Here is a 22,093-nt window from a genome sequence, read left to right on the forward strand (position 1 = left end):
ATATAATCAAATAGGAGGGATAATTATGAAATATACTCTAGAAATTTGTTCTGATTCATTTGAATCAACACTTATAGCGCAAAGAGCGGGAGCCGATAGAGTTGAATTAATCGCATCAACTGTTTTAGGCGGAATAACACCATCGTATGGTTTGTGTAAAAAAGTTTTAAATGAGCTAGAAATACCTTTCGTTGCCATGATAAGACCAAGACAAGCTGGCTTTTCATACTCGAAATATGACCTTGATGTAATGAAAGAAGATATCATAGCTCTAAAAGAATTAGGTGTACAAGGCTTTGTTTTTGGATGCTTAAATGACGATGGAAGTATCAATATGAAAGCAAATGAATATCTACTAAAGTACTGCGAAGGCATGGACAATGTTTTTCATAGAGCCTTTGATATAGATCCAGACCTAGATGGCAATTGCAAAAAACTTATAGATATGGGATTTAAACGCGTACTAACAAAGGGCGGAGATAACAAAATCACTGACACATATAAAATAATAAATGAATTGTATGAAAAGTACCATGATAAGCTTGAATTTATTACTGGAGGAGTAAGGGAGAATAATATTGATTTTATAAAAGAAAATTTATTAGTAGATCAGCTTCACATATCATCAAATAAGGCTTGTATTGACAAATCAACACTTGCAAACAAAAAACTTTTCTTTGGAACTAATCCAAACGAAGAAGAAGGAACATATTATTTAGCAGATGAAGAATATTTAAAGAGGGTAATAAAAGCATTTAGATAAATATGACAAAAATTTAACAATTATTTTTGCAAGTAATATTTTTTTAATTGCAAAAATGTTAAAAATATTCATATTTTTATTACCTTAATGACATATTTTGAAAATTAACATTATTTTTATTCATTGACGATTTTAAGGCCTTCAAAATGAGTTTTTACTCTTTAAAAATCTCTGTACTTATGATAAAATGAGTATACTATTTGAATAGGAGGAGTACTATGAAAGAAAAAAATGGTAAGACAATCGTCCTAGGGGTAATCGGATCAGATTGTCACGCAGTTGGTTTAACTATATTGGACCATGCTTTTACAAACGCTGGATTTAATGTAGTTAACATTGGTGTTTTATCACCTCAAGAAGACTTCATCAACGCAGCAGTTGAAACTAATGCTGACCTTATCTGTGTATCATCTCTATATGGTCAAGGAGAAATTGACTGCAAGGGCATGAGAGAAGCGTGCGATGAAGCAGGTCTTAAAGACATTCCACTATATGTTGGCGGCAACATCGTTGTTGGTAAGCAAAAGTGGGAAGAAGTTGAGCCAAGATTTAAAGATATGGGCTTTAACAGGGTTTATCCACCAGGAACAAGTCCTGAAATTACAATAGCAGACATGAAAAAAGACTTAGGAATTAATTAAATGAAAGCATATCTTTTTATTGATTTTGGAAGCACATTTACAAAATTAACTCTAATAGATATCGAAAAAGAAGAAATAATTGCAACAGCAAAAAGCTACACAACAGTTGAAACTGACGTAGCTGAAGGATATCACAACGCTTATAAGGAATTAATGTCACAAGTAACAGGGGAAATTGACATAATCAAGAAACTTGCATGTTCATCTGCAGCTGGAGGCTTAAAGATAGCAGCTATAGGCTTAGTACCAGATTTAACTGCAGAAGCAGCAAAGAGAGCAGCCTTAGGAGCAGGAGCTAGAGTTATTAAGACATATTCATATAAGATGAACAATCATGAGGCTGAAGAGCTTAGAGATTCTAACGCTGATATGATTCTATTAGCAGGCGGAACAGATGGAGGCAACACTGAAGTAATTCTTCACAACGCACAAATGATAACTGATTTTGGCATCACAAAGCCAGTTGTAGTTGCTGGCAACAAAAGTAGCTACGACGATATCGAAAAAGTGTTTAAAGATAAAGTTGAGTATAGACTTACTGAAAATGTTATGCCAAAACTAAATGAAATCAACGTTAATCCCGCCAGAGAAACAATCAGAGATATATTTATGGAAAGAATCACTAAAGCCAAAGGCATGACTCACATCGAAGATGATATTTCAGGCATACTAATGCCAACACCACAAGCCGTTTTAAAGGCTGCAGAAGCGCTTAGCTTAGGCACACCTGATGAAGATGGCGTTGGTGACTTAGTCGTAGTTGACATAGGTGGAGCAACAACAGATATTCACTCAATAGCTGATGGAGCACCTTCTAAACCAGGAGTAATCTACAGAGGTTTGGAAGAACCACTTTCAAAGAGAACTGTTGAGGGCGATTTAGGAATGAGATATTCATCTGAAAGCGTATATGAAGCATCTGGATTAAGAATGATCAAGAAGTACTTAGATGTTAGTGAGTATGATGTAGAAGATGAATTTAAAAAGAGATACAATCATACTGATTTAGTTTTCACGGATGAAAAAGAAATAAAATTCGATGAAATGATGGCAAAGATTTGTGTCGATATATCAATGAAAAGGCACTGCGGCTATGTAGAAGCAGTATATTCACCTCTAGGAACAATGTATCAACAAATAGGTAAAGATTTAACAGAGCTTCACCTAATGATAGGCACTGGAGGAATACTTGTAAATTCAGAACATCCACAAGAAATATTAAAAGCTGGTTTATATGACAACGAAGATTTAAACTCATTAAAACCAAGATATCCTGAATTTTCAGTAGATAAAAGATATATTCTATCTGCAATGGGTCTATTAACTATGGTTGACAAAAACATGGCAGTTAGAATGATGAAGAAATATATAGTTATATAGGGGGAAGCTATGAAAGTACAAAATAAAAGATGGACTGATGAAGAATTTTTCACAGAGCGCGAAAAAGTTCTTAAACAATGGCCCACAGGAGCTGAAGTTGATTCACAAGAAGCAATTGACTTTTTGAAAAAAATTCCTGAAGAAAAGAATTTTGCTGACGTTATGGCAAAAGCAAAAAGAGAAGGAAAAACTCTTGCTCAACCAAGAGCAGGTGTTGCTCTAATCGATGCTCACATTGAATTGTTAACATTTTTAACAGATCAAGGAGGAGCAGATTTACTTCCATCAACAATAGACTCATATACAAGACAAAATAGATACGATGAATGTGAAGTTGGTATTAAAGAATCATTAAAAGCAGGAAGATCATTATTAAACGGATTCCCAGCTGTTAACCATGGTGTTAAAGGCTGTAGAATGGTTTATAATGCTGTCTCTAAACCACTTCAAGCAAGACACGGTACACCAGACTCAAGATTATTAGCTGAAATAATTCACGCAGGTGGATATACTTCAAATGAAGGAGGCGCTATAAGCTATAACGTACCTTATGCAAAATCAGTACCAATAGATAGATGCTTACATGATTGGCAATATTGCGATAGATTAGTTGGCTTTTATGAAGAAAATGGTGTTCATATCAACAGAGAACCATTCGGACCATTAACTGGTACACTTTGCCCACCATCAACATCAAACGCTGTTGCTATAGTTGAAGCATTGCTTGCAGCTGAACAAGGCGTTAAGAATATAACAGTTGGTTACGGTCAATGCGGTAACTTAATTCAAGACGTTGCTGCCATTAGATCACTTGAAGAACAAGTAAATGAATACTTAAAGAAATTTGGATACAATGATGTATTGATAACAACAGTTTTCCACCAATGGATGGGAGGCTTCCCTCAAGATGAAGCTAAGGCATTTGGCGTTATTTCTTGGGGCGCAGCAACTGGTTCATTAGCAGGAGCTACAAAAGTTATCGTTAAGACACCTCACGAAGCTATTGGTATTCCAACTAAGGAAGCAAACGCTGAAGGTATCAGAGCTACAAAGATGGTTCTAAACATGACTGAGGGACAATTACTTCCAGAAGGAAAAGAATTAAGAGCAGAGATTGATTTAATTAAAGCAGAAACAAGATGTATCATTGAAAAATTGTTCGAATTAGGCAAGGGCGACTTAGCAGTAGGTACTGTAGAAGGCTTTGCACAAGGAGTTATGGACGTACCATTTGCTCCATCAAAATACAACGCAGGTAAGATGATGCCAGCAAGAGATAATAACGGTGCCGTTAGATATTTATTTACAGGCAATTTACCATTCACAAAAGATATACTTGATATCAATAGAGAAAAACTTGAAGAAAGAGCAAAATTTGAAGGACGTCCAGTAAGCTTTGACATGACAACTGACGATATATTTGCTGTTGGCTTCGGTAGATTAATTGGTAGACCAAAAAATAATTAATATATTAAAGGAGATGCGATTATGAAAATCAAAAAAGTTATCTGTTCAGCAGGTAAGACAGGTTTTTACTTTGATGACCAAAAGGCTATCAAATTAGGTGCAAAACATGATGGAATGTTCTATTTAGGAGATCCAGTTACACCAGGATTTAAAGCAATAAGACAAGCTGGTGAAGCAATATCAGTTATGTTAGTTCTTGATGACGGACAAGTTGCACTAGGTGACTGCGCAGCAGTTCAATACTCAGGAGCAGGTGGAAGAGACCCACTTTTCCTAGCAGAAGATTTTATTGAATTTATCAATAAAAACATAGCACCTAAGCTAGAAGGTAGAGAAATAACTACTTTCAAAGAAATGGCTGAAGAATTTGACCAAATGCATGTTGATGGCAAGAGACTTCATACAGCTATAAGATATGGTATTACACAAGCTTTACTTGATGCAGTTGCTAAAACTAACAAGGTAACAATGGCAGAAGTAGTTAAAAAAGAATACAACACTGGCGTTGAAATTAAGAGAGTACCTATCTTTGCTCAATCAGGTGACGATAGATATCTAAACGCAGATAAAATGATTATAAAAGAAGCTGACGTTTTACCACACGGTCTATTCAATAACGTTGAAGAGAAAACTGGTAAAAACGGTGAACTTTTAAGAGAATATGTTGTTTGGTTAAGAAATAGAATTCTTGAACATAGACATAATGAATCATATAACCCAATTTTCCACATCGACGTTTATGGAACTATAGGTGATGCTTTCAATAACGATGTTGATAAGATGGCTGAATACCTAAAGACTCTAGAAGAAGCAGCTAAACCATTCAAGCTAAGAATTGAAGGACCTATGGATATGGGTGAAAGAACTAGACAAATGGAAGTTCTTAGAGACTTAACTAAGAAGCTTGATGATGAAAAAATCAATGTAGAATTAGTTGCTGACGAATGGTGCAATACTTATGAAGATGTTGTTTACTTCGTTGATAATGGAGCTGGACACATGATTCAAATCAAGACTCCAGACTTAGGCGGTATCAATAACACTATTGAAGCTGTTAAATACTGTAAAGATCACCACGTAGGCGCATACTGCGGTGGTACTTGCAACGAAACTAACAGATCTGCTGAAGTTTTAGTAAATATTTCTATGGCTACAGGAGCTGACCAACAATTAGCTAAACCAGGTATGGGTGTTGACGAAGGTATCATGATCGTTAATAACGAAATGAACAGAGTAGTAGCACTAGTTAATAACAGATAATAATTTTTCATTGAAAGTAGCAATAATTTTATTGCTACTTTCATATTATACATAGGGGGTAAAATTTTGAGAGAAATAAAAAGTAGTGATATCACTAAAAAATTGAAAGAAGGACTTTTGGAGATAGCTTCAGTATTGCCAAGAGATGTAATGGATAGACTAGTTGAACTAAGAGATAAAGAAAAGTGGCCTCTTGCTAAAGAAACAATTTCAACTATTATAGATAATGACAATTTAGCACAAAGAGATAGCGTTCCTATGTGTCAAGATACAGGTATGGTTATTTGCTTTGTTAAGATTGGTCAAGATGTTCATGTTGATGGATCTATAAATGATGCTATAAACCAAGCAGTAAGAGAAGCGTATACTGATGGTTACCTAAGAAAATCTGTAGTTAAAGATCCAATTGACAGAGTCAATACAAAAGATAATACTCCAGCTATCATTCATTATGAAATAGTTGAAGGAGATGTATTTGAAATATCTTTTGCGGCTAAAGGCTTTGGCTCAGAAAATATGTCTAAACAAAAGATGCTTAAACCTGCTGATGGACTTGAAGGTGTTAAGAAATTTATTCTAGAAACAGTTGAAACTGCTGGACCAAACCCATGTCCACCTATAGTTGTAGGTGTTGGTATTGGTGGAGACTTTGAAAAATCATGCATTATGGCAAAGAAATCTCTTATGAGAGATATTGATGATTATAATAAAGACCCATTCTATGCTGATCTTGAGAAAGAATTACTTGAAAAAATTAATGAATTAGGTATAGGTCCTCAAGGTTTTGGCGGCAAAACAACAGCTCTAAGAGTATTTATAAATACTCATCCAACTCACATAGCCGGCTTGCCAGTAGCTGTTAATATTCAATGTCACGCTGCAAGACATAAAGTTATTTCATTATAAGGGGGATATAATTATGGCTATAGAAATTAAAACACCATTTACAAGAGAAACACTTAAAAATTTAAAAGCAGGAGACAATGTATTAATAACAGGAACTATATATACAGCTAGAGATGCTGCTCATAAAAGATTAGTAGAACTACTTAACGAAGGAAAAGAATTACCTTTTGATCCAAAAGGAGCTTGTATATACTATGTTGGACCATCACCAGCAAAGCCAGGCAGAGTCATAGGCTCAGCAGGACCTACAACAAGCTATAGAATGGATCCATACGCTCCACAAATGATGGACGCTGGCGTTATGGGTATGATAGGTAAAGGCAAGAGAGATGACAATGTTAAGGCTAAAATCGTTGAGCACGGCGCTTGTTATTTCGCCGCTATAGGCGGAGCTGCTGCAATAATCGCAGATAGGATTAAAACCGCTAAAATTATTGCTTATGAAGATTTAGGCGCTGAAGCTTTAAGAGAAATAACTGTAGAAAAATTTCCAGCAACAGTTATAGTTGACCCTACTGGTAAAGATTTATATATAGAAGGTAAGAAGGAGTATTTAGAATGGAAAGAAAAGAACGAGTAATTAGCAAAGCTGCTAAGGCTGGCTCGCTTGAATCAAACGATTTGATGATAATGATAGAGCCTTCAGATAAACTCGATATCACATTGAACTCTGTAGTTAAAGAACAATACGGTGATATGATTTTGAAGGCTGTTAACGAAGTTCTTGAAGATGAAGGAGTTACTAAGGCAAACATCGTTATTGACGATAAAGGTGCATTAGACTTCACTATCAGAGCAAGAATGAGAACTGCAATCGAAAGGAGTCAAAATGAACTATAGAACAATGTTATTTATGCCAGGCAATAATCCAGGCATGCTTCAATCGTCTGACATATTAGGTGCAGATGCTATAATTATAGACTTAGAAGATGCAGTATCATTACCTGAGAAAGACGCTGCAAGAGAGCTTGTTAAAGAATATTTAAAAACATTTAAATCTGAAGATAAAGGCGGCTCAGATATATATGTAAGAGTTAATCCTCTTGATACTGATTATTTTTATAAGGACTTAGATGCACTTAAAGGCTTAAATTTTGATGGAATCATGCTTGCAAAAGCATCTCAAGAATCAGTTGAAGCACTTTCAAAATATTTAGATGAAAATAATCAAAAATATGATATATTTTGCTTAATTGAAACATCTCAAGGCGTTGAAGATGCAAGAAATATCCTTGCAAAATCAAAAAGAGTTAAAGGCGTATTATTAGGAGCAGAAGATTTAACTTTAGACTTAGGAGCAAAAAGAACAAAAGAATCAGATGAAATTAAATACTCAAGAATGAGGATAGTTTCATGCGCAAAATCACTTGGCCTTCAAGCAGTTGACACTCCTTGGACAGACACAGATGATATCGAAGGCTTAATTATGGATACTAAGAAAGCTAAAGCCATGGGTATGACAGGTAAAGCACTAATATCTCCAAGACACGTTGACCCAGTTAACGAAATATTCTCTCCAAGCAAAGAGGATGTTAATCATGCAGTCAGAGTTATGGAAGCTCTTAAAGATGCTAAAGAAAAAGGCCTTGGAGCGTTCTCACTTGACGGTAAGATGGTTGACAGACCTATAATTTTAAGAGCAATAAATACATTAAAGATGTCTGGCAATTATAAGGAGGAATATGATGAGCTTTTATAATGATGATATTAAAATATTAGATAAAAAAGATTATCCTAAAAAAGAATCAAAGCCAAGTAAAGTTTATGAAAGCATTAAAGATTTATTCGATAAGCTTGATTTGAAAGACGGTATAACAGTTTCTTCACACCATCACTTAAGAAATGGTGATGCAGTATTAAATATGATGATGCTTGAGCTTCAAAGAAGAGGTATCAAAGATATAACACTAGTTGCTTCATCTTTATTCCCAGTTCATAAAGAACTTATTCCTTTGCTTGAAGATGGCACTATAACAAATATAATTACTTCATATATATCAGGTGATTTAGCAAAAGCTATTTCAAAAGGAAAATTAAAAGGCAAAATACTAATGCAATCACATGGCGGAAGAGCTAGAAGTATAATTGATAAAAACGTTGTGATTGATTACGCTTTTATCGCAGCGCCATCTTGTGACCCTATGGGAAATATCTCTGGAGTTAATGGCGAAGCGTCTTGCGGATCTATGGGATACGCTATAGCAGATGCCATTTATGCTAAAAAGAAAATTGCCATTACAGACACAATAGTAGCTTATCCTAATTATCCAAGAGATATTACTGAAGATTATGTTGATTATATCTTAAAAGTTGATAGCATAGGCGATAAGAATGGTATCGTATCCGGTACAACAAAAGTTACTAAAGACCCAGTAGGATTAAAGATTGCCAAAGATACACTTAAGGTTATGAAAGCGTCTGGCTTACTTAAAGACGGTTTTAGCTATCAAAGTGGCGCGGGTGGAATTTCACTTGCCGTTACCGACTTTTTAAGAGATTACATGATTAAAGAAAATATCAAAGGATCATTTGCAAGTGGCGGTATAACTGGATATTTAACAGATATGCTTGAAGAAGGATTATTCACATCACTTTATGATGTACAATGCTTTGACCTTAAAGCAATTGAATCCATTAAAAAGAATGCTAATCACTTAAGAATGAGCGGTTCTGAATATGGTAACCCAGAGGTTTCAGCAGTTGTTGATAACCTTGATGTAGTTATATTAGGTGCTACTGAAATTGACCTTGATTTTAATGTCAATGTTATAACAGGAGCAGATGGGGTCTTAATGGGCGGCTCAGGCGGTCACCAAGATACAGCAGCTGGAGCAAAGATGTCAATAATCGTTTCAAAACTATTCTCATCAAGACTACCAGTTATTAAAAACAGAGTAGATGTAATTGCCACACCAGGTACAACAATAGACGTACTTGTAACTGAAAGAGGTATAGCAGTTAATCCATTAAGACAAGACTTAATAGAAAAGTTTAAAGAAAACGATTTAAATGTTATGACTATACAAGAACTAAAAGCAATCGCAGATAATTTTATGGGTGAGCCTAAAGAAATAAAGAAGAAAGATAGAATTATTGGCTACAGTGAATATAGAGACGGATCTATATTAGACGAAATTCATGAGGTGTAATATGGGATTATTTTCAAAGAAAAAAGAACTTGATTTATACGCTCCAATCACAGGAGAGCTTATAGACATAACAGAAGTTAAAGATCAAGTTTTTTCACAAAAAATTCTTGGTGATGGCATAGCAATCGAACCAAAGGAAGGCGTTTTATATGCACCATTTGATTGTGAAGTCGTTCAATTGTTTCATACGCTTCACGCTATAGGATTAAAAGCAAAAGATGTTGAAATACTTATTCATATAGGCATGGATACAGTTGAGCTTAACGGTGAAGGCTTCAAAGGCTTTGTCAATGAAGGCGACCATGTTAAAAAAGGTCAAAAACTTATAGAATTTGATATCGATTATATCAAGTCTAAAGGTAAAGAAACTACTACACCTATAGTAATTACAAATATGGATCAAGTTAAATCTCTTGATAAAAGTGATAAAAAGGACGTCGTTGCTAATCAAGATATAGCAGTTAAAATAAATTTATAAATATAAAATAATTTGAGCGAGGCATATATGTCTCGCTTTTTATTTTAGATGTTAATCTATATATGACTAACATCTATTTTATTTTTTAACAAAAAGAAAATATCTTTTATAAATAGAAAATACTTGTAATTTATAAACTTATATGTTATAATTGATTAGTAAAAATATGCACACTTCACGATGTACGTCTCAGGTGCTAAACTTTAGTTAAGGCGGCAGGTGAATGAAGTGTAAAGAAAAAAAACTTGGAGGTAGAAAGACATGGCAGTAATTGCAATGAAAGACTTATTAGAAGCAGGTGTTCATTTCGGACACCAAACTAGAAGATGGAACCCTAAGATGGCTAGATTCATATTTACAGAAAGAAACGGAATCTATATCATCGACCTACAAAAAACTGTTGATCAAGTTGAAAAAGCATACAAATTGGTCAAAGATGTTGTTGAAGAAGGCGGAAAGGTTTTATTCGTAGGAACAAAGAAACAAGCTCAAGAAGCTATCGAATCTGAAGCTAAAAGATGCGATATGTACTACGTTAACCAAAGATGGTTAGGCGGTATGCTTACTAACTACAACACTATCAAGGGTAGAATTAAAAAACTTGAAGAGTACAACAAGATGGAAGAAGACGGCTCTTTAAGCGTTTTACCTAAGAAAGAAGTAGCTACTATCAGAGCTGAAAGAGAAAAATTAGCTAGATATCTAAACGGTATCAAAGATATGGACGGAATGCCACAATTAATATTTGTAGTAGACCCTAAGAAAGAAAAGATTGCTATAAACGAAGCTAAAATTCTTGGCATACCAGTTGTTGGTTTAGTTGATACTAACTGCGATCCAGATGAAGTTGATATAGCTATCCCTGGTAACGATGACGCTATCAGAGCGGTTAAGTTAATAACTGAAACTCTAGCAAATGCTGTTATCGAAGGAAAACAAGGTAAACAAGAGCATTCTGAAGAAAAAGTAGAAGAAAAAGAAGAAATAAATAACGAAGAAAACTAGGAGGTAAATATGGCTATAAGTGCACAATTAATTAAGGAATTAAGAGAAAAAACTGGAGCAGGCATGATGGACTGCAAGAAGGTTTTAGTTGAAACAGATGGCGACATCGATAAAGCTATAGATCTTTTAAGAGAAAAAGGATTAGCTTCAGCTGAAAAGAAAGCTTCAAGAATTGCGTCTGAAGGCTTAGTTGCTTCTTATATTCACTCAGGAAGAATTGGTGTTTTAGTTGAAGTTAACTCAGAAACTGACTTCGTAGCTAAGACAGATGAATTCAAAGAATTTGTAAAAGATATAGCTATGCAAGTAGCTGCATCAAACCCTGAATATCTATGCGAAGAAGATGTTCCTCAAGAAGCTATTGATAAAGAAAAAGAAGTTCTTATTCAACAAGCTATAAACGAAGGAAAACCTCAAAATATCGCTGAAAAGATGGTTGAAGGTAGAATGCATAAATTCTATGAAAGAGTATGCTTATTAGATCAACCATTCATCAAAGATCCAAGCATAACTGTAAATGATTTATTAAAAAATAAAATCGCTAAGATTGGTGAAAACATCAAGATTAGACGTTTCGTTAGATACGAAGTTGGTGAAGGCTTAGAAAAGAGAGAAGAAGATTTTGCTGCTGAAGTAGCAAAACAAATGGGTCAATAATATATGGCTTTTAAAAGGATCGTTTTAAAATTAAGTGGTGAAGCTTTAGCTGGTAGTGCAAAGACTGGTATTGATAATGAAGTTATTAAGTCAATCGCTAAAAGAGTAAAGACTGTCACTGAAATGGGTGTTGAAGTCGGTATAGTTGTAGGCGGAGGAAACTTCTGGAGAGGAAGAGACTCATTAAATATACAAAGAGCAACATCTGACTATATGGGCATGCTAGGCACTGTCATGAATGCACTTGCACTTCAAGACGCGCTTGAAAAGATGGATGTACTAACAAGAGTACAAACATCTATCGAGATGAGAGCTGTTGCCGAGCCATATATAAGAAGAAGAGCAATTAGACAACTAGAAAAGAAGATGGTTGTCATATTTGCTGCAGGAACTGGAAACCCTTATTTTTCAACTGATACGACAGCTGCGCTTAGAGCTGCTGAAATCAATGCAGAGGCTATACTATTAGCAAAAAAGGGCGTAGATGGTATCTATGACAGCGATCCAAAACAAAATAAAGATGCTAAAAAGTTTGAAAAACTATCTTATCTTGATATACTAAGTAAGAATTTAAAAATTATGGATGCAACTGCAACATCTTTATGTATGGATAATAATATACCTCTTGTAGTATTTGGTATAGATGATCCGGATAATATTATAAGGGTTATTGAAGGTGAAAAGATAGGAACTATTGTAAAGGAGGATTAATATGCCTGATAGATTTAGTCAAGAATATGAACCGAAGATGAATAAAACAATAGAAGTTTTTAAAGAAGATCTTAATTCAGTAAGAGCTGGCAGAGCTAACCCAGCATTACTTGATAAACTTATGGTTAGCTATTATGGTGTTATGACTCCATTGCAACAGCTTGCAAACGTTTCAGCACCTGAAGCAAGATTACTTGTTATTCAACCGTATGATGCATCTACAATACCTGATATTGAAAAAGAAATTCAAAAATCAGACTTAGGCATCACTCCATCAAATGATGGCAAACTAATTCGTTTACCGTTCCCTCAATTAACAGAGGATAGACGTAAAGAATTAACTAAGATAGTTTCTAAAAAAGGTGAAGATACTAAGATTATTATAAGAAATCTAAGAAGAGACCTAATGGATTCTATTAAAAAGGCTGAAAAAGATGGAGATATCAGTGAAGATGACAGAAAGACATTTGAAGATGATGCACAAAAATTAACTGATAAATACACTGAAAAGATTGATGCAATCACAAAAGATAAACAAGCAGAATTAATGGAAGTGTAAAATATTAACCCCCCTCTTTATAGGGGGGTTATTTACAAGGAGATAGTTATGATTCCAAATCACGTAGCAATAATTATGGATGGCAATGGTAGATGGGCAAAAAAGAGAAATATGCCAAGAACTTATGGACACAAAGAAGGTATGAACAGAGTTATAGAAAATGTAAGGTATGCCTCAGATGCAGGTGTTAAATATCTTACTTTATATGCCTTTTCTAAAGAAAACTGGAAAAGGCCAAAAGAAGAAGTATCTTTTTTGATGAAGCTAATAATTATTTATATCAATAGCCAAATTGATGAACTTGATAGAAACAACGTTAAAATAGTTGTATCTGGTGATTTGGATGAGATATATCCTGAATCAAAAAAAGTTATTGATGGAGCCATAGAGAGAACTTCAAAAAACACAGGGCTTATTCTAAATATCTGCTTAAATTATGGCTCAAGAGATGAAATTATTAGAGCTATAAATCTTGCTCAAAAAGATGGAAGAGAAATTAATTCTTATGAAGATCTTAAAGAATATTTTTATAACTCATATATACCAGATCCTGATTTAATAATCAGAACGAGTGGGGAAGAAAGACTATCAAACTTTTTACTTATGCAATCAGCTTACAGTGAGCTTTATTTTACAGATAAACTTTGGCCAGACTTTCATAAAGAAGATTTTGCTGAAGCATTAAAAAATTTTGCCGGAAGACATAGAAGATACGGAGGAATATAATGAAGAGCTTTTACAAAAGACTAATAACAACAGTAGTGGTACTTCTACTACTAGGCCTTGTAATCTATGATATGAATCATATCTATAGATTTGCCATCTTTTTATTTGCTTCGTTAGCTTCATATGAAGTTTTGCACATGATGACAGACTCAAGGAAAAAACTTACATGTATTCTAGCTATTATGCTAAATCTCATCCTATACATTAATATATACACATCATTTATGCCAAATATGCATATTTTTGTTTTGATGCTTATATTATTTTCAATAATAAGTGTTTTGGATAAAGAATTTTCATCTAGAAGCTTTATTAGCTTAATTTTTACTACATGTTTTATAATTATGCCATTTACAATGTTTTACGATATTGCAGATAGAAGTAAACTTATACTTGTATTTTTAATATCTACATCAAGCGATATCTTTGCTTATGTATTTGGCTCACTCTTTGGTAAACATAAACTAATAGAAAGAATCAGCCCTAATAAAACAATTGAGGGTTCTGTTGGCTCGTACATAACAAGTCTAGCTATAACATATCTTTATATTAGCTATTTTAATTTAAAAAGCAATCCTTATTATATAATTGGTTTAATTTTAGCACCTATAGTTGCTCAATTTGGTGATTTAATTTTCTCTAAGCTTAAGAGATATTATAATATTAAGGACTACGGATACATATTCCCAGGACATGGAGGCATAATGGATAGATTTGATAGCATTTTATTAGTATGCCCCTTTGTAATAATCTGTTTTTTTTAAGGAGCAATGATTTATGAGTATAATAGTAGCATTTTTAGTATTTTTAACTTTAGTAACAATTCACGAGTTTGGTCATTTTATTATGGCTAAGTGGGCTGGCATCAAGGTCAACGAGTTTGCTGTTGGCATGGGTCCAGCTATATTAAAGAAACAAAAAGGTGAGACTCTTTATTCACTTAGAATTTTTCCTCTTGGCGGTTACTGTGCCATGGAAGGTGAGGATGAAGACAGCGCTGACGAAAGAAGTTTTGATAATGCTAAAGCATATAAGAGGCTTGTAGTTATACTAGCAGGAGCTTTTATGAACATGCTGTTAGCGGTAGTGGCTTTTCTTATTGTGAATATGCAAAGTGGCTTCACTGACTTAAGTATTGATAAAATTGAAGCTAATTCTCCAGCATATATTGCCGGTATACAAGAAAATGATGAGATAATTTCATATAATGGTAAAAAGCCATTATTATTTTTAGAATTAAGAAATATGATAATTAATTCTAAAAATGAGAGTGATACACTTACTTTGAAAAGAGATGGAAAGCTAATAAACGTAGAAATAAAACCAGAGCTAGCAACTATAGAGGATAACGGAAAAACTATCGAATATAAAAAGATTGGTATAATGCCTAAGGTGCGTTATGACTTTATTGGTGCTTTTAAAGAGAGCATCAATACATGTAGATACGCCTTTAGATCAATGTTTGATTTTTTAGGCAGAGCCTTTAAAGGGAACGTCAAGAAAAATGAAGTTTCAGGACCCGTTGTCATAATTAAAACTATAGCAAGTGCAGCTAAAGTTGGTTTTAGCTCAGTTATGTTTTTATTGGGACTAATAAGCATAAACCTTGCTTTCTTTAATCTATTACCATTCCCAGCATTAGATGGTGGCAAGGCGGTTTTTATCTTATTTGAGATGATAACAGGAATTAAGCCGAATAAAAAAGTTGAGTATATTGTAAATATAGTAGGATTTTCATTACTAATACTTTTATTCTTATTTGTGACTTATAATGATATCAAAGGATTGATTAGATGATAGAAAGAAAAAAAACTAGAAAGATTTTTGTTCGTGATGTAGCTATAGGTGGCGATGCTCCTATAACTATACAATCAATGACAAATACTGATACGAAAGACGTTGAAAATACAGTCAAACAAACTATAGAGATGGAAGAAAATGGCCTAGATATAATAAGGATGGCTGTTAATGATGAAGAAGATGCTAAGGCTATAAAAGAAATTAAGAAAAAAATTCATGTGCCAGTAATAGCTGATATACAATTTGATTATAAACTTGCTCTAATGGCGGCAAGGGAAGGCTATGATTGCATAAGAATAAATCCAGGCAATCTTAATTCAAGTTCAGAGCTTAGAGAAATAGTAGATATTTGCAAAGATAAAAATTTACCTATAAGAGTAGGAGCAAATTCAGGATCTATTTCTAAAAAAATATTAGATAAATATAATGGCGTTAATAAAGAGTCACTTGTTTATGGAGCGCTTGAGCAAGTTGAGATGCTTAATAAGCTTGATTTTTATAATATAAAAGTATCTATAAAGTCATCCGATGTAAATACTTGCATAGATGCAAATAGAATGTTTTCATCAATGTGCGATTATCCGCTACATTTGGGACTAACAGAAGCTGGATCGCCATCTGTTGGTATAGTTAAATCATCTATAGCCATAGGAACACTTTTAAAAGATGGTATAGGAGACACAATACGTGTTTCTCTAACATCAGACCCACTAGAAGAAGTTATCGCCGCTAAGAAGATTTTAAACGCTTTAGGCATACGCAGAGACTCTGTGAACCTTGTTTCTTGTCCAACATGCGCTAGAACTAAGATAAATATCATACCTATAGTAGAAGAGCTTGAACCTTTACTAGCAAATATAAAAAAAGATATCACAGTAGCAGTTATGGGATGTCCTGTTAATGGACCAGGTGAAGCAAAAAATGCTGATATCGGGATCAGCATGAGCAAAGAATACGCTTATCTATTTAAAAAGGGTAATGTTATTAAAAAACTTGATAGAAATGAAGTAGTTGAAGAATTGTTAAAAGAAATCGAAAGAATGTGAAGCAATGATAAAATTATTTAAACCTGAAGAACTGAATATAAATATAGATTTTCTTTCAGATGATGATAAGATATTTTTCGAAAGTCCTGTTCTTAATGAAAAGACACTTAAAATAACTTATTATTATAATTTGAAAGAGCAAAGTCTAGCTCCAAAAGTAGATGAATTAATTAAGTCTACTTTTTTAAAATTCTCTTTATCAGATGTAAATATTAATGCAATACAATATACAAAGTGCAGCGAATATTTCAATTCAATAAGAAATGAATTCACTGATATCGATGAAAAAGCATTAAGCTATGAAGAAGATGATGCATCATATACATTTACACTTGATAATCAGCTAATACTAGATAGCTTCAATGCAAATCCTTTCCTTGAACTGATGAGATCTTTGTGCACAAACTTTGAAAATAAGGCTATAAAGACTAAATGCAAAGAAATTGTTATCAATAAAGAAGAATTTATTGATCAATTAAAAAATAACGCTGAACAAATAAGTGAAAGCTTTAAAATTGTTAAAGAAGAAAAGAAAAAGAGCGAAGCAAGTGCTGAAAACGGCGATAAAAAATCATTTTTCAGAAAGAAAAAAGAAATTGATAAAAATAAATGCATCAAAATAAAAGATATCACTTCTGATATGGACTTTATTACAATACAAGGAGAAGTCTTTGCTTATGAGTTTGTTGACAGAGATGATTATGCCTTAGTTAAATTTGCTGTAGATGACGGTGAAGAGGCTATCAGAGTTAGTAAATTCATAAGAAAAAATAAAGAAGGAAAATATGATTACGAATATGATATAGATAATGGAGTTAAATTATACCTTTGTGGTAATGTTAATCTTTTCCAAAATATTATGAGCATAAAGATTTACAGCTATGAAATAATTAATGAAGAAAAAACAGATGAAGAAACAGAAGATATAAAGAGGGTAGAAATAGGACTACACACTAAGATGTCAAGTCAAGAAGGATTTATATCAGCTAAAGAATATTTTAAAGAAGCAAAAAAGAGAGGCTATGATTCGCTAGGCTTCATGGACAAAAATGTTGTTCAAAGCTATCCAGAAATTATGGATGCAGCTATAGAAACAGGTATTAAACCTTTATATGGTGTAGAAGCGAATTTATTTGACGATACAAAAACTTTAGTAAACAATTACAAAGGCGATAACAAAAACACCTTTGTTGTTTTTGACGTAGAAACTACAGGCTTTTCAGCAACTGACGATAGAGTTATAGAAATGGGTGCCGTGAAGATAAAAGATGGCAAAGTTATAGATAATTTCTCAGAATTTACTGATCCTGGTTTTCATATACCGTATAGAATTACAGAATTAACTACAATTGATGATGCTACTGTAGCTGGCTGCCCATCATTTGATGAAATATTAGAAAAATTTATGGACTTTTGTAAAGATTCAGTCTTAGTCGCTCATAACGCTGAATTCGATATTTCTTTTATCAAAAGCTCTATGCACAGAAAAGGAATCAAATTTGATTATGAATATATAGATACACTTGAACTTTCTAGATATTTATTGCCAGATTTGAAAAAGCATAGACTAGATACATTAACAGCTCTATTTAATATCAATCTAGAAAATCATCATAGAGCAATAGATGACGCGACAGCTACAGGTTTTGTGTTCTTAAAGCTTTTAGATTTATTAAAAGAACAAAATTGCAATAATCTTGATGATATGTCAAAAATAAAATCACAAAATTATTATAATGTTCACAATATTTCAATATTTGCTACAAATTTAACAGGTTTAAAAAATTTATATAGACTGATTTCTCTATCTCATATTGATAATTACAATAGACAGCCAATTGTTTATAAAAGTCAAATAGATGAAAACAGAGAAGGCCTTTTAGTAGGAGGAGGCTCTTACAACGGCCCTATATACAACGCCTTAATTAGATGTGAAGAGATCGATAAACTTAAAGAAATGATCAAATACTATGACTTTGTCGAGCTTCACCCAATGGACCAATATCTTTATTTAATCGAAGATGAGAGCCTTCACGAAATGGATTCAATTAAAAATATTAATAGAAGGCTATATGATGCTGCAAAAGAAGTAAATGTTCCAGTACTTGCTAATGGCGATGTTTATTATATTGATCAAAGTGATAGTGTCTATAGATCAATTTTAGTCTTTAACAGAAAAAATTTTGTAGGAAGCAGAAAAGAATGTAATAACACAGATCATTATTTTAAAACTACAAAGGAATTATTAAATAGTTTTCCTTACTTAAGCGAAGAGGAAACAAAAGAAATTGTTATTGATAATACTTTAGCATTTGCAGAGAAATTTGAAAATATAAGGCCAATTCCTAAAGATACCTTCCCGCCATTTATTGAAAATTCAGATAAGGACCTTAGAGACTGCTGCTACAATAAAGCTACAAGCATATATGGAGATCCACTTCCAGAGATAGTTAAAAAGAGGCTTGATAAAGAGCTCGATTCAATAATTGGCAATGGTTATGCAGTTTTATACATCATAGCAAGAAAACTTATTTTACAATCAAATGCCGATGGCTACGTTGTTGGTTCAAGAGGCTCTGTTGGCTCATCATTTGCAGCTACTATGAGCGATATAACTGAGGTTAATCCACTTATACCTCATTATGTTTGCCCAAATTGTAAGCACAGTGAATTTGTCGATGATCCAAAATATGATTCAGGCTTTGACCTTCCTCGTAAAAATTGTCCAATATGTTCACATGAAATGAATAGAGACGGACAAAAGATACCATTCGAAGTATTTTTAGGCTTTAATGGCGATAAAGAGCCCGATATAGATCTAAACTTTGCTGGCGATTATCAATTGACAGCGCATAAGAATACTGAAAAAATATTTGGAGAAAACTTTGTATTTAGAGCCGGAACTATAGGCACACTAGCTGATAAGACTGCTGCTGCTTGCATCTTGGATTATCTTGAAAAGAAAAATAAAAATATTTCATATTTGCACGCTATGTTTTTAAGTAAAAGAATAAAAGGCTCGAAGAGAACAACTGGCCAACACGCCGGCGGGGTAATGGTAGTTCCTAAAAATAAGAGCATACTAGATTTTACTCCAGTTCAAAAACCAGCTGATGACATGGGAACAGATATAATTACAACGCATTTCGATTATCACTCCATAAGCGGTAAAATACTTAAGCTTGACCTTCTTGGTCATGATGTTCCTAACATTATAAAAAATCTTGAAGACCTAACTAATACTAAAATTGAGGATATACCATTTGATGACGAAAAAACATTGTCAATATTTTCATCAACTGACGCCTTAGGTATTGATAAAGATGATTTAAAATTTGGCGTAGGAACCATAGCTATACCAGAATTTGGTACAAACTTTGTTAGAGGCATGCTTAAAGATACAAAGCCAAAAACATTCTCAGATCTTGTAAGAATAAGTGGTCTTTCACATGGAACAAACGTTTGGAATAGTAACGCAGAAAAACTTGTAAATGAGATGAATGTACCTATGTCAGAAGTTATTTCGACTAGAGATGACATCATGAACCAGTTAATTGATGCAGGTATGGATAAATCTACAGCATTTAAAATAATGGAGTTTGTTAGAAAAGGTAAACCATTAATACAAAAGAAAATTGTTGATAATGAAACTATAATTATAAATTATGAAGATGAAATAAAGAAGTATCCACTACCAGAGTGGTACCTAGATAGCTGTCATAAAATTTCATATCTATTTCCAAAAGCACATGCTGCTGCCTATGTTATGATGAGCTACAGACTTGCTTGGTACAAAATTTATTATCCAGCCGCATTCTATGCAACATATTTTACTCAAAAGATAAATGATTTTGATTATGACGCTCTTGTTCAAAAAATTGATAATTTAGATGCGTTGATAAGAGAAATTTCTCAAAACCCACAAGCAAAGAAAAAAGATGAAGATCTGTTATCTTTAGCAGAGGTAGTTAAAGAAATGCAGCTCAGAAATATAAGTATTGCGCCAATAGATTTAGATAAATCACTAGCAACAAAATTTACTGTTATTGATGGTGAAATCATTCCACCATTTACAGTAATTGCTGGACTTGGTAAAGATCCAGCTAATAACATAATTAGAGAGAGAGAACTTAAAGAGTTTAACTCAATTGAGGACTTTCAAAAAAGGACTCAGGTCAACAGCACAGTAATTGCATATTTAAAATCTATAAACTTTTTTAAAGATATGCATGAAACCAACCAGATAAGCTTATTTTAATTGACAAAATACCACTATTATAGTATAATCAAATTAGTGGTGTAGTATTCTAGTCAGTATTCTATATCATGAAGGCGGGGCTAAAAATCCGCCAAAGAGCGTATCGATGAAGTTCTTGATTTGTGCTTGTGACGCCCAGTCATGGGCATTCTTTGAGAGTAAGACAGATGGGGCGATCTACAACGGCATGTAGGCGTTGACCCTGCTGTCGCGGAGGCGTAAGATTTATCTTATGTAGACCTATTTTTTATAAATAGTGTAGCTTGCCTTGAGTGGTCTAGTGCGGATGATAAGGTCTTTTTATTGAACTTGTGGCCAGAGAACAATAAAAAAAGTTATCGAAACCTAAATTGCAAAAGAGGCTAAGGATATAAAATACTGTTTGGGAAAACTTCTAGACTAAATCGTAAGATGACTAAAAAGGGATTACAGTGCGGACTAAGTGGCAATCCAGTATTATATTTGGCAACAGTATAATTACTAAATTAATGGGAAACCGCTATGATTGGTGACATATAGCCTTAGTAAGGGAAAACCAACTGGACCTAAGCCGTAAGATTTACTTTTTTAGTTGCCACTATAGCTGATAGGTAACTATCAGCTTTTATTGTGAATTAATGTTTTTAATATTATCAAATTAGGTAATATATAATAAGCCTAAACTTATAGGAGAATATTTTGAAACTAAAAAATAAATATAAAGAAAAAAGTATAAATAAAATAGAAAAAAATAAAAAAAGCAAGACGTCTAAAACAGATTATAGGTGGACAATGCTCATAACCATGTTTACATTTATTATGTCTGTCGCCTTATCGTTTTTACTAGACCATTTACTTAAAGACGTAAATATTTTCGTCGGTGTTATTATGCTTCTTTCCGTTATACTTATCGGTATAATATTTGATATTATAGGCGTGAGCGTAACAAGTGCAGATCAAAAACTATTTCATTCAATGGCCGCAAACCGCATACAAGAGGGAAAAGTAGCTATTGATTTAATTAAAAATGCTGATAAGGTATCAAGCTTTTGTAATGACGTAATCGGTGATATGGCAGGCATCATTTCAGGTGCCTTAGGTGCGAGTCTTCTTAGCAAAATTTATGATAAATTTAACGATATAAACATAGCTCTTATAGGTACTTTAATTACAGCATCAGTCGCTGGTTTTACAGTCGGAGGCAAATCTTTAGGTAAATCCGTTGCAATAAATAAATATAGAGAAATAATATTTTTTATTTCAAAGATAATTTTAAAATTTAGAAATATTTTTAAAAATAATAAATAA

General features: G+C 33.3%; 21 protein-coding genes. All 21 read left to right on the forward strand.

Features of this window, described 5'->3' with window-relative positions; genetic code table 11:
• Window positions 1–25: 25 nt before the first annotated feature.
• The 21 genes from M1R53_RS04055 to M1R53_RS04155 all read left to right on the forward strand — a co-directional run bounded on the left by M1R53_RS04055 (window position 26) and on the right by M1R53_RS04155 (window position 22,093).
• Window positions 26–763, forward strand: a complete 738-nt coding sequence (locus tag M1R53_RS04055; protein WP_249243166.1) for a copper homeostasis protein CutC — start codon at window positions 26–28, stop codon at window positions 761–763.
• Window positions 764–981: 218 nt separating this feature from the next.
• On the forward strand, window positions 982–1,404 hold the full coding sequence (glmS, locus tag M1R53_RS04060) for a methylaspartate mutase subunit S (RefSeq protein WP_019213538.1): 423 nt from the start codon (window positions 982–984) through the stop codon (window positions 1,402–1,404).
• Window positions 1,405–2,784 carry a methylaspartate mutase accessory protein GlmL gene (gene glmL / locus M1R53_RS04065; RefSeq protein ID WP_249243167.1) on the forward strand — a complete coding sequence of 460 codons (1,380 nt, stop codon included), beginning with the start codon at window positions 1,405–1,407 and terminating at the stop codon, window positions 2,782–2,784.
• Between the two features lie 9 nt (window positions 2,785–2,793).
• Window positions 2,794–4,251, forward strand: coding sequence for a methylaspartate mutase subunit E (locus M1R53_RS04070; protein WP_249243168.1), 1,458 nt, complete (start codon window positions 2,794–2,796; stop codon window positions 4,249–4,251).
• Window positions 4,252–4,272: 21 nt separating this feature from the next.
• Complete coding sequence (locus M1R53_RS04075) at window positions 4,273–5,511, forward strand: methylaspartate ammonia-lyase (RefSeq protein WP_249243169.1); 1,239 nt, start codon at window positions 4,273–4,275, stop codon at window positions 5,509–5,511.
• Window positions 5,512–5,577: 66 nt separating this feature from the next.
• A complete protein-coding gene (locus M1R53_RS04080) occupies window positions 5,578–6,417 on the forward strand; it encodes a fumarate hydratase (protein WP_019213542.1) in 840 nt (279 codons plus the stop codon).
• A 13-nt stretch (window positions 6,418–6,430) separates the two neighbouring features.
• Entirely contained in the window at window positions 6,431–6,997 is a 567-nt protein-coding gene (locus M1R53_RS04085) for a Fe-S-containing hydro-lyase (RefSeq protein WP_019213543.1), read from the forward strand.
• A complete protein-coding gene (citD, locus tag M1R53_RS04090) occupies window positions 6,976–7,257 on the forward strand; it encodes a citrate lyase acyl carrier protein (RefSeq protein ID WP_019213544.1) in 282 nt (93 codons plus the stop codon). Before M1R53_RS04085 ends, citD begins: the two co-directional genes overlap by 22 nt.
• Window positions 7,247–8,116 (forward strand): HpcH/HpaI aldolase/citrate lyase family protein, encoded by an 870-nt coding sequence (locus M1R53_RS04095; protein WP_019213545.1) that lies wholly within the window; start codon window positions 7,247–7,249, stop codon window positions 8,114–8,116. The genes citD and M1R53_RS04095 overlap by 11 nt, the downstream gene beginning before the upstream one ends.
• Window positions 8,103–9,566, forward strand: coding sequence for a citrate lyase subunit alpha (gene citF, locus M1R53_RS04100; protein WP_249243170.1), 1,464 nt, complete (start codon window positions 8,103–8,105; stop codon window positions 9,564–9,566). Before M1R53_RS04095 ends, citF begins: the two co-directional genes overlap by 14 nt.
• A 1-nt stretch (window position 9,567) precedes the next feature.
• Window positions 9,568–10,044 carry a PTS sugar transporter subunit IIA gene (locus tag M1R53_RS04105; RefSeq protein ID WP_249243171.1) on the forward strand — a complete coding sequence of 159 codons (477 nt, stop codon included), beginning with the start codon at window positions 9,568–9,570 and terminating at the stop codon, window positions 10,042–10,044.
• A gap of 261 nt (window positions 10,045–10,305) precedes the next feature.
• The gene (gene rpsB / locus M1R53_RS04110; RefSeq protein ID WP_249243172.1) at window positions 10,306–11,049 is read left to right on the forward strand and encodes a 30S ribosomal protein S2; all 744 of its coding nucleotides are present in this window, start codon (window positions 10,306–10,308) and stop codon (window positions 11,047–11,049) included.
• Window positions 11,050–11,058: 9 nt separating this feature from the next.
• Window positions 11,059–11,706 carry a translation elongation factor Ts gene (tsf, locus tag M1R53_RS04115; RefSeq protein WP_019213549.1) on the forward strand — a complete coding sequence of 216 codons (648 nt, stop codon included), beginning with the start codon at window positions 11,059–11,061 and terminating at the stop codon, window positions 11,704–11,706.
• Window positions 11,707–11,709: 3 nt separating this feature from the next.
• Window positions 11,710–12,417: a UMP kinase gene (pyrH, locus tag M1R53_RS04120; RefSeq protein ID WP_249243173.1), complete on the forward strand. Its 708-nt coding sequence runs from the start codon at window positions 11,710–11,712 to the stop codon at window positions 12,415–12,417.
• A 1-nt stretch (window position 12,418) separates the two neighbouring features.
• The gene (gene frr, locus M1R53_RS04125) at window positions 12,419–12,976 is read left to right on the forward strand and encodes a ribosome recycling factor (RefSeq protein ID WP_249243174.1); all 558 of its coding nucleotides are present in this window, start codon (window positions 12,419–12,421) and stop codon (window positions 12,974–12,976) included.
• A gap of 48 nt (window positions 12,977–13,024) precedes the next feature.
• Entirely contained in the window at window positions 13,025–13,702 is a 678-nt protein-coding gene (gene uppS / locus M1R53_RS04130) for an undecaprenyl pyrophosphate synthase (protein WP_249243175.1), read from the forward strand.
• The gene (locus M1R53_RS04135; RefSeq protein ID WP_249243176.1) at window positions 13,702–14,466 is read left to right on the forward strand and encodes a phosphatidate cytidylyltransferase; all 765 of its coding nucleotides are present in this window, start codon (window positions 13,702–13,704) and stop codon (window positions 14,464–14,466) included. The genes uppS and M1R53_RS04135 overlap by 1 nt, the downstream gene beginning before the upstream one ends.
• A gap of 13 nt (window positions 14,467–14,479) precedes the next feature.
• Window positions 14,480–15,499, forward strand: coding sequence for a M50 family metallopeptidase (locus M1R53_RS04140; protein ID WP_249243177.1), 1,020 nt, complete (start codon window positions 14,480–14,482; stop codon window positions 15,497–15,499).
• Window positions 15,499–16,548, forward strand: coding sequence for a flavodoxin-dependent (E)-4-hydroxy-3-methylbut-2-enyl-diphosphate synthase (gene ispG / locus M1R53_RS04145; RefSeq protein ID WP_487317989.1), 1,050 nt, complete (start codon window positions 15,499–15,501; stop codon window positions 16,546–16,548). Before M1R53_RS04140 ends, ispG begins: the two co-directional genes overlap by 1 nt.
• A gap of 4 nt (window positions 16,549–16,552) precedes the next feature.
• Window positions 16,553–20,806 (forward strand): PolC-type DNA polymerase III, encoded by a 4,254-nt coding sequence (locus tag M1R53_RS04150; protein WP_249243179.1) that lies wholly within the window; start codon window positions 16,553–16,555, stop codon window positions 20,804–20,806.
• A 678-nt stretch (window positions 20,807–21,484) separates the two neighbouring features.
• A complete protein-coding gene (locus M1R53_RS04155; protein WP_019213557.1) occupies window positions 21,485–22,093 on the forward strand; it encodes a hypothetical protein in 609 nt (202 codons plus the stop codon).

This window comes from Fenollaria massiliensis (assembly GCF_023347705.1).
GTDB classification, from domain to species: Bacteria; Bacillota; Clostridia; order Tissierellales; family Peptoniphilaceae; genus Fenollaria; species Fenollaria massiliensis.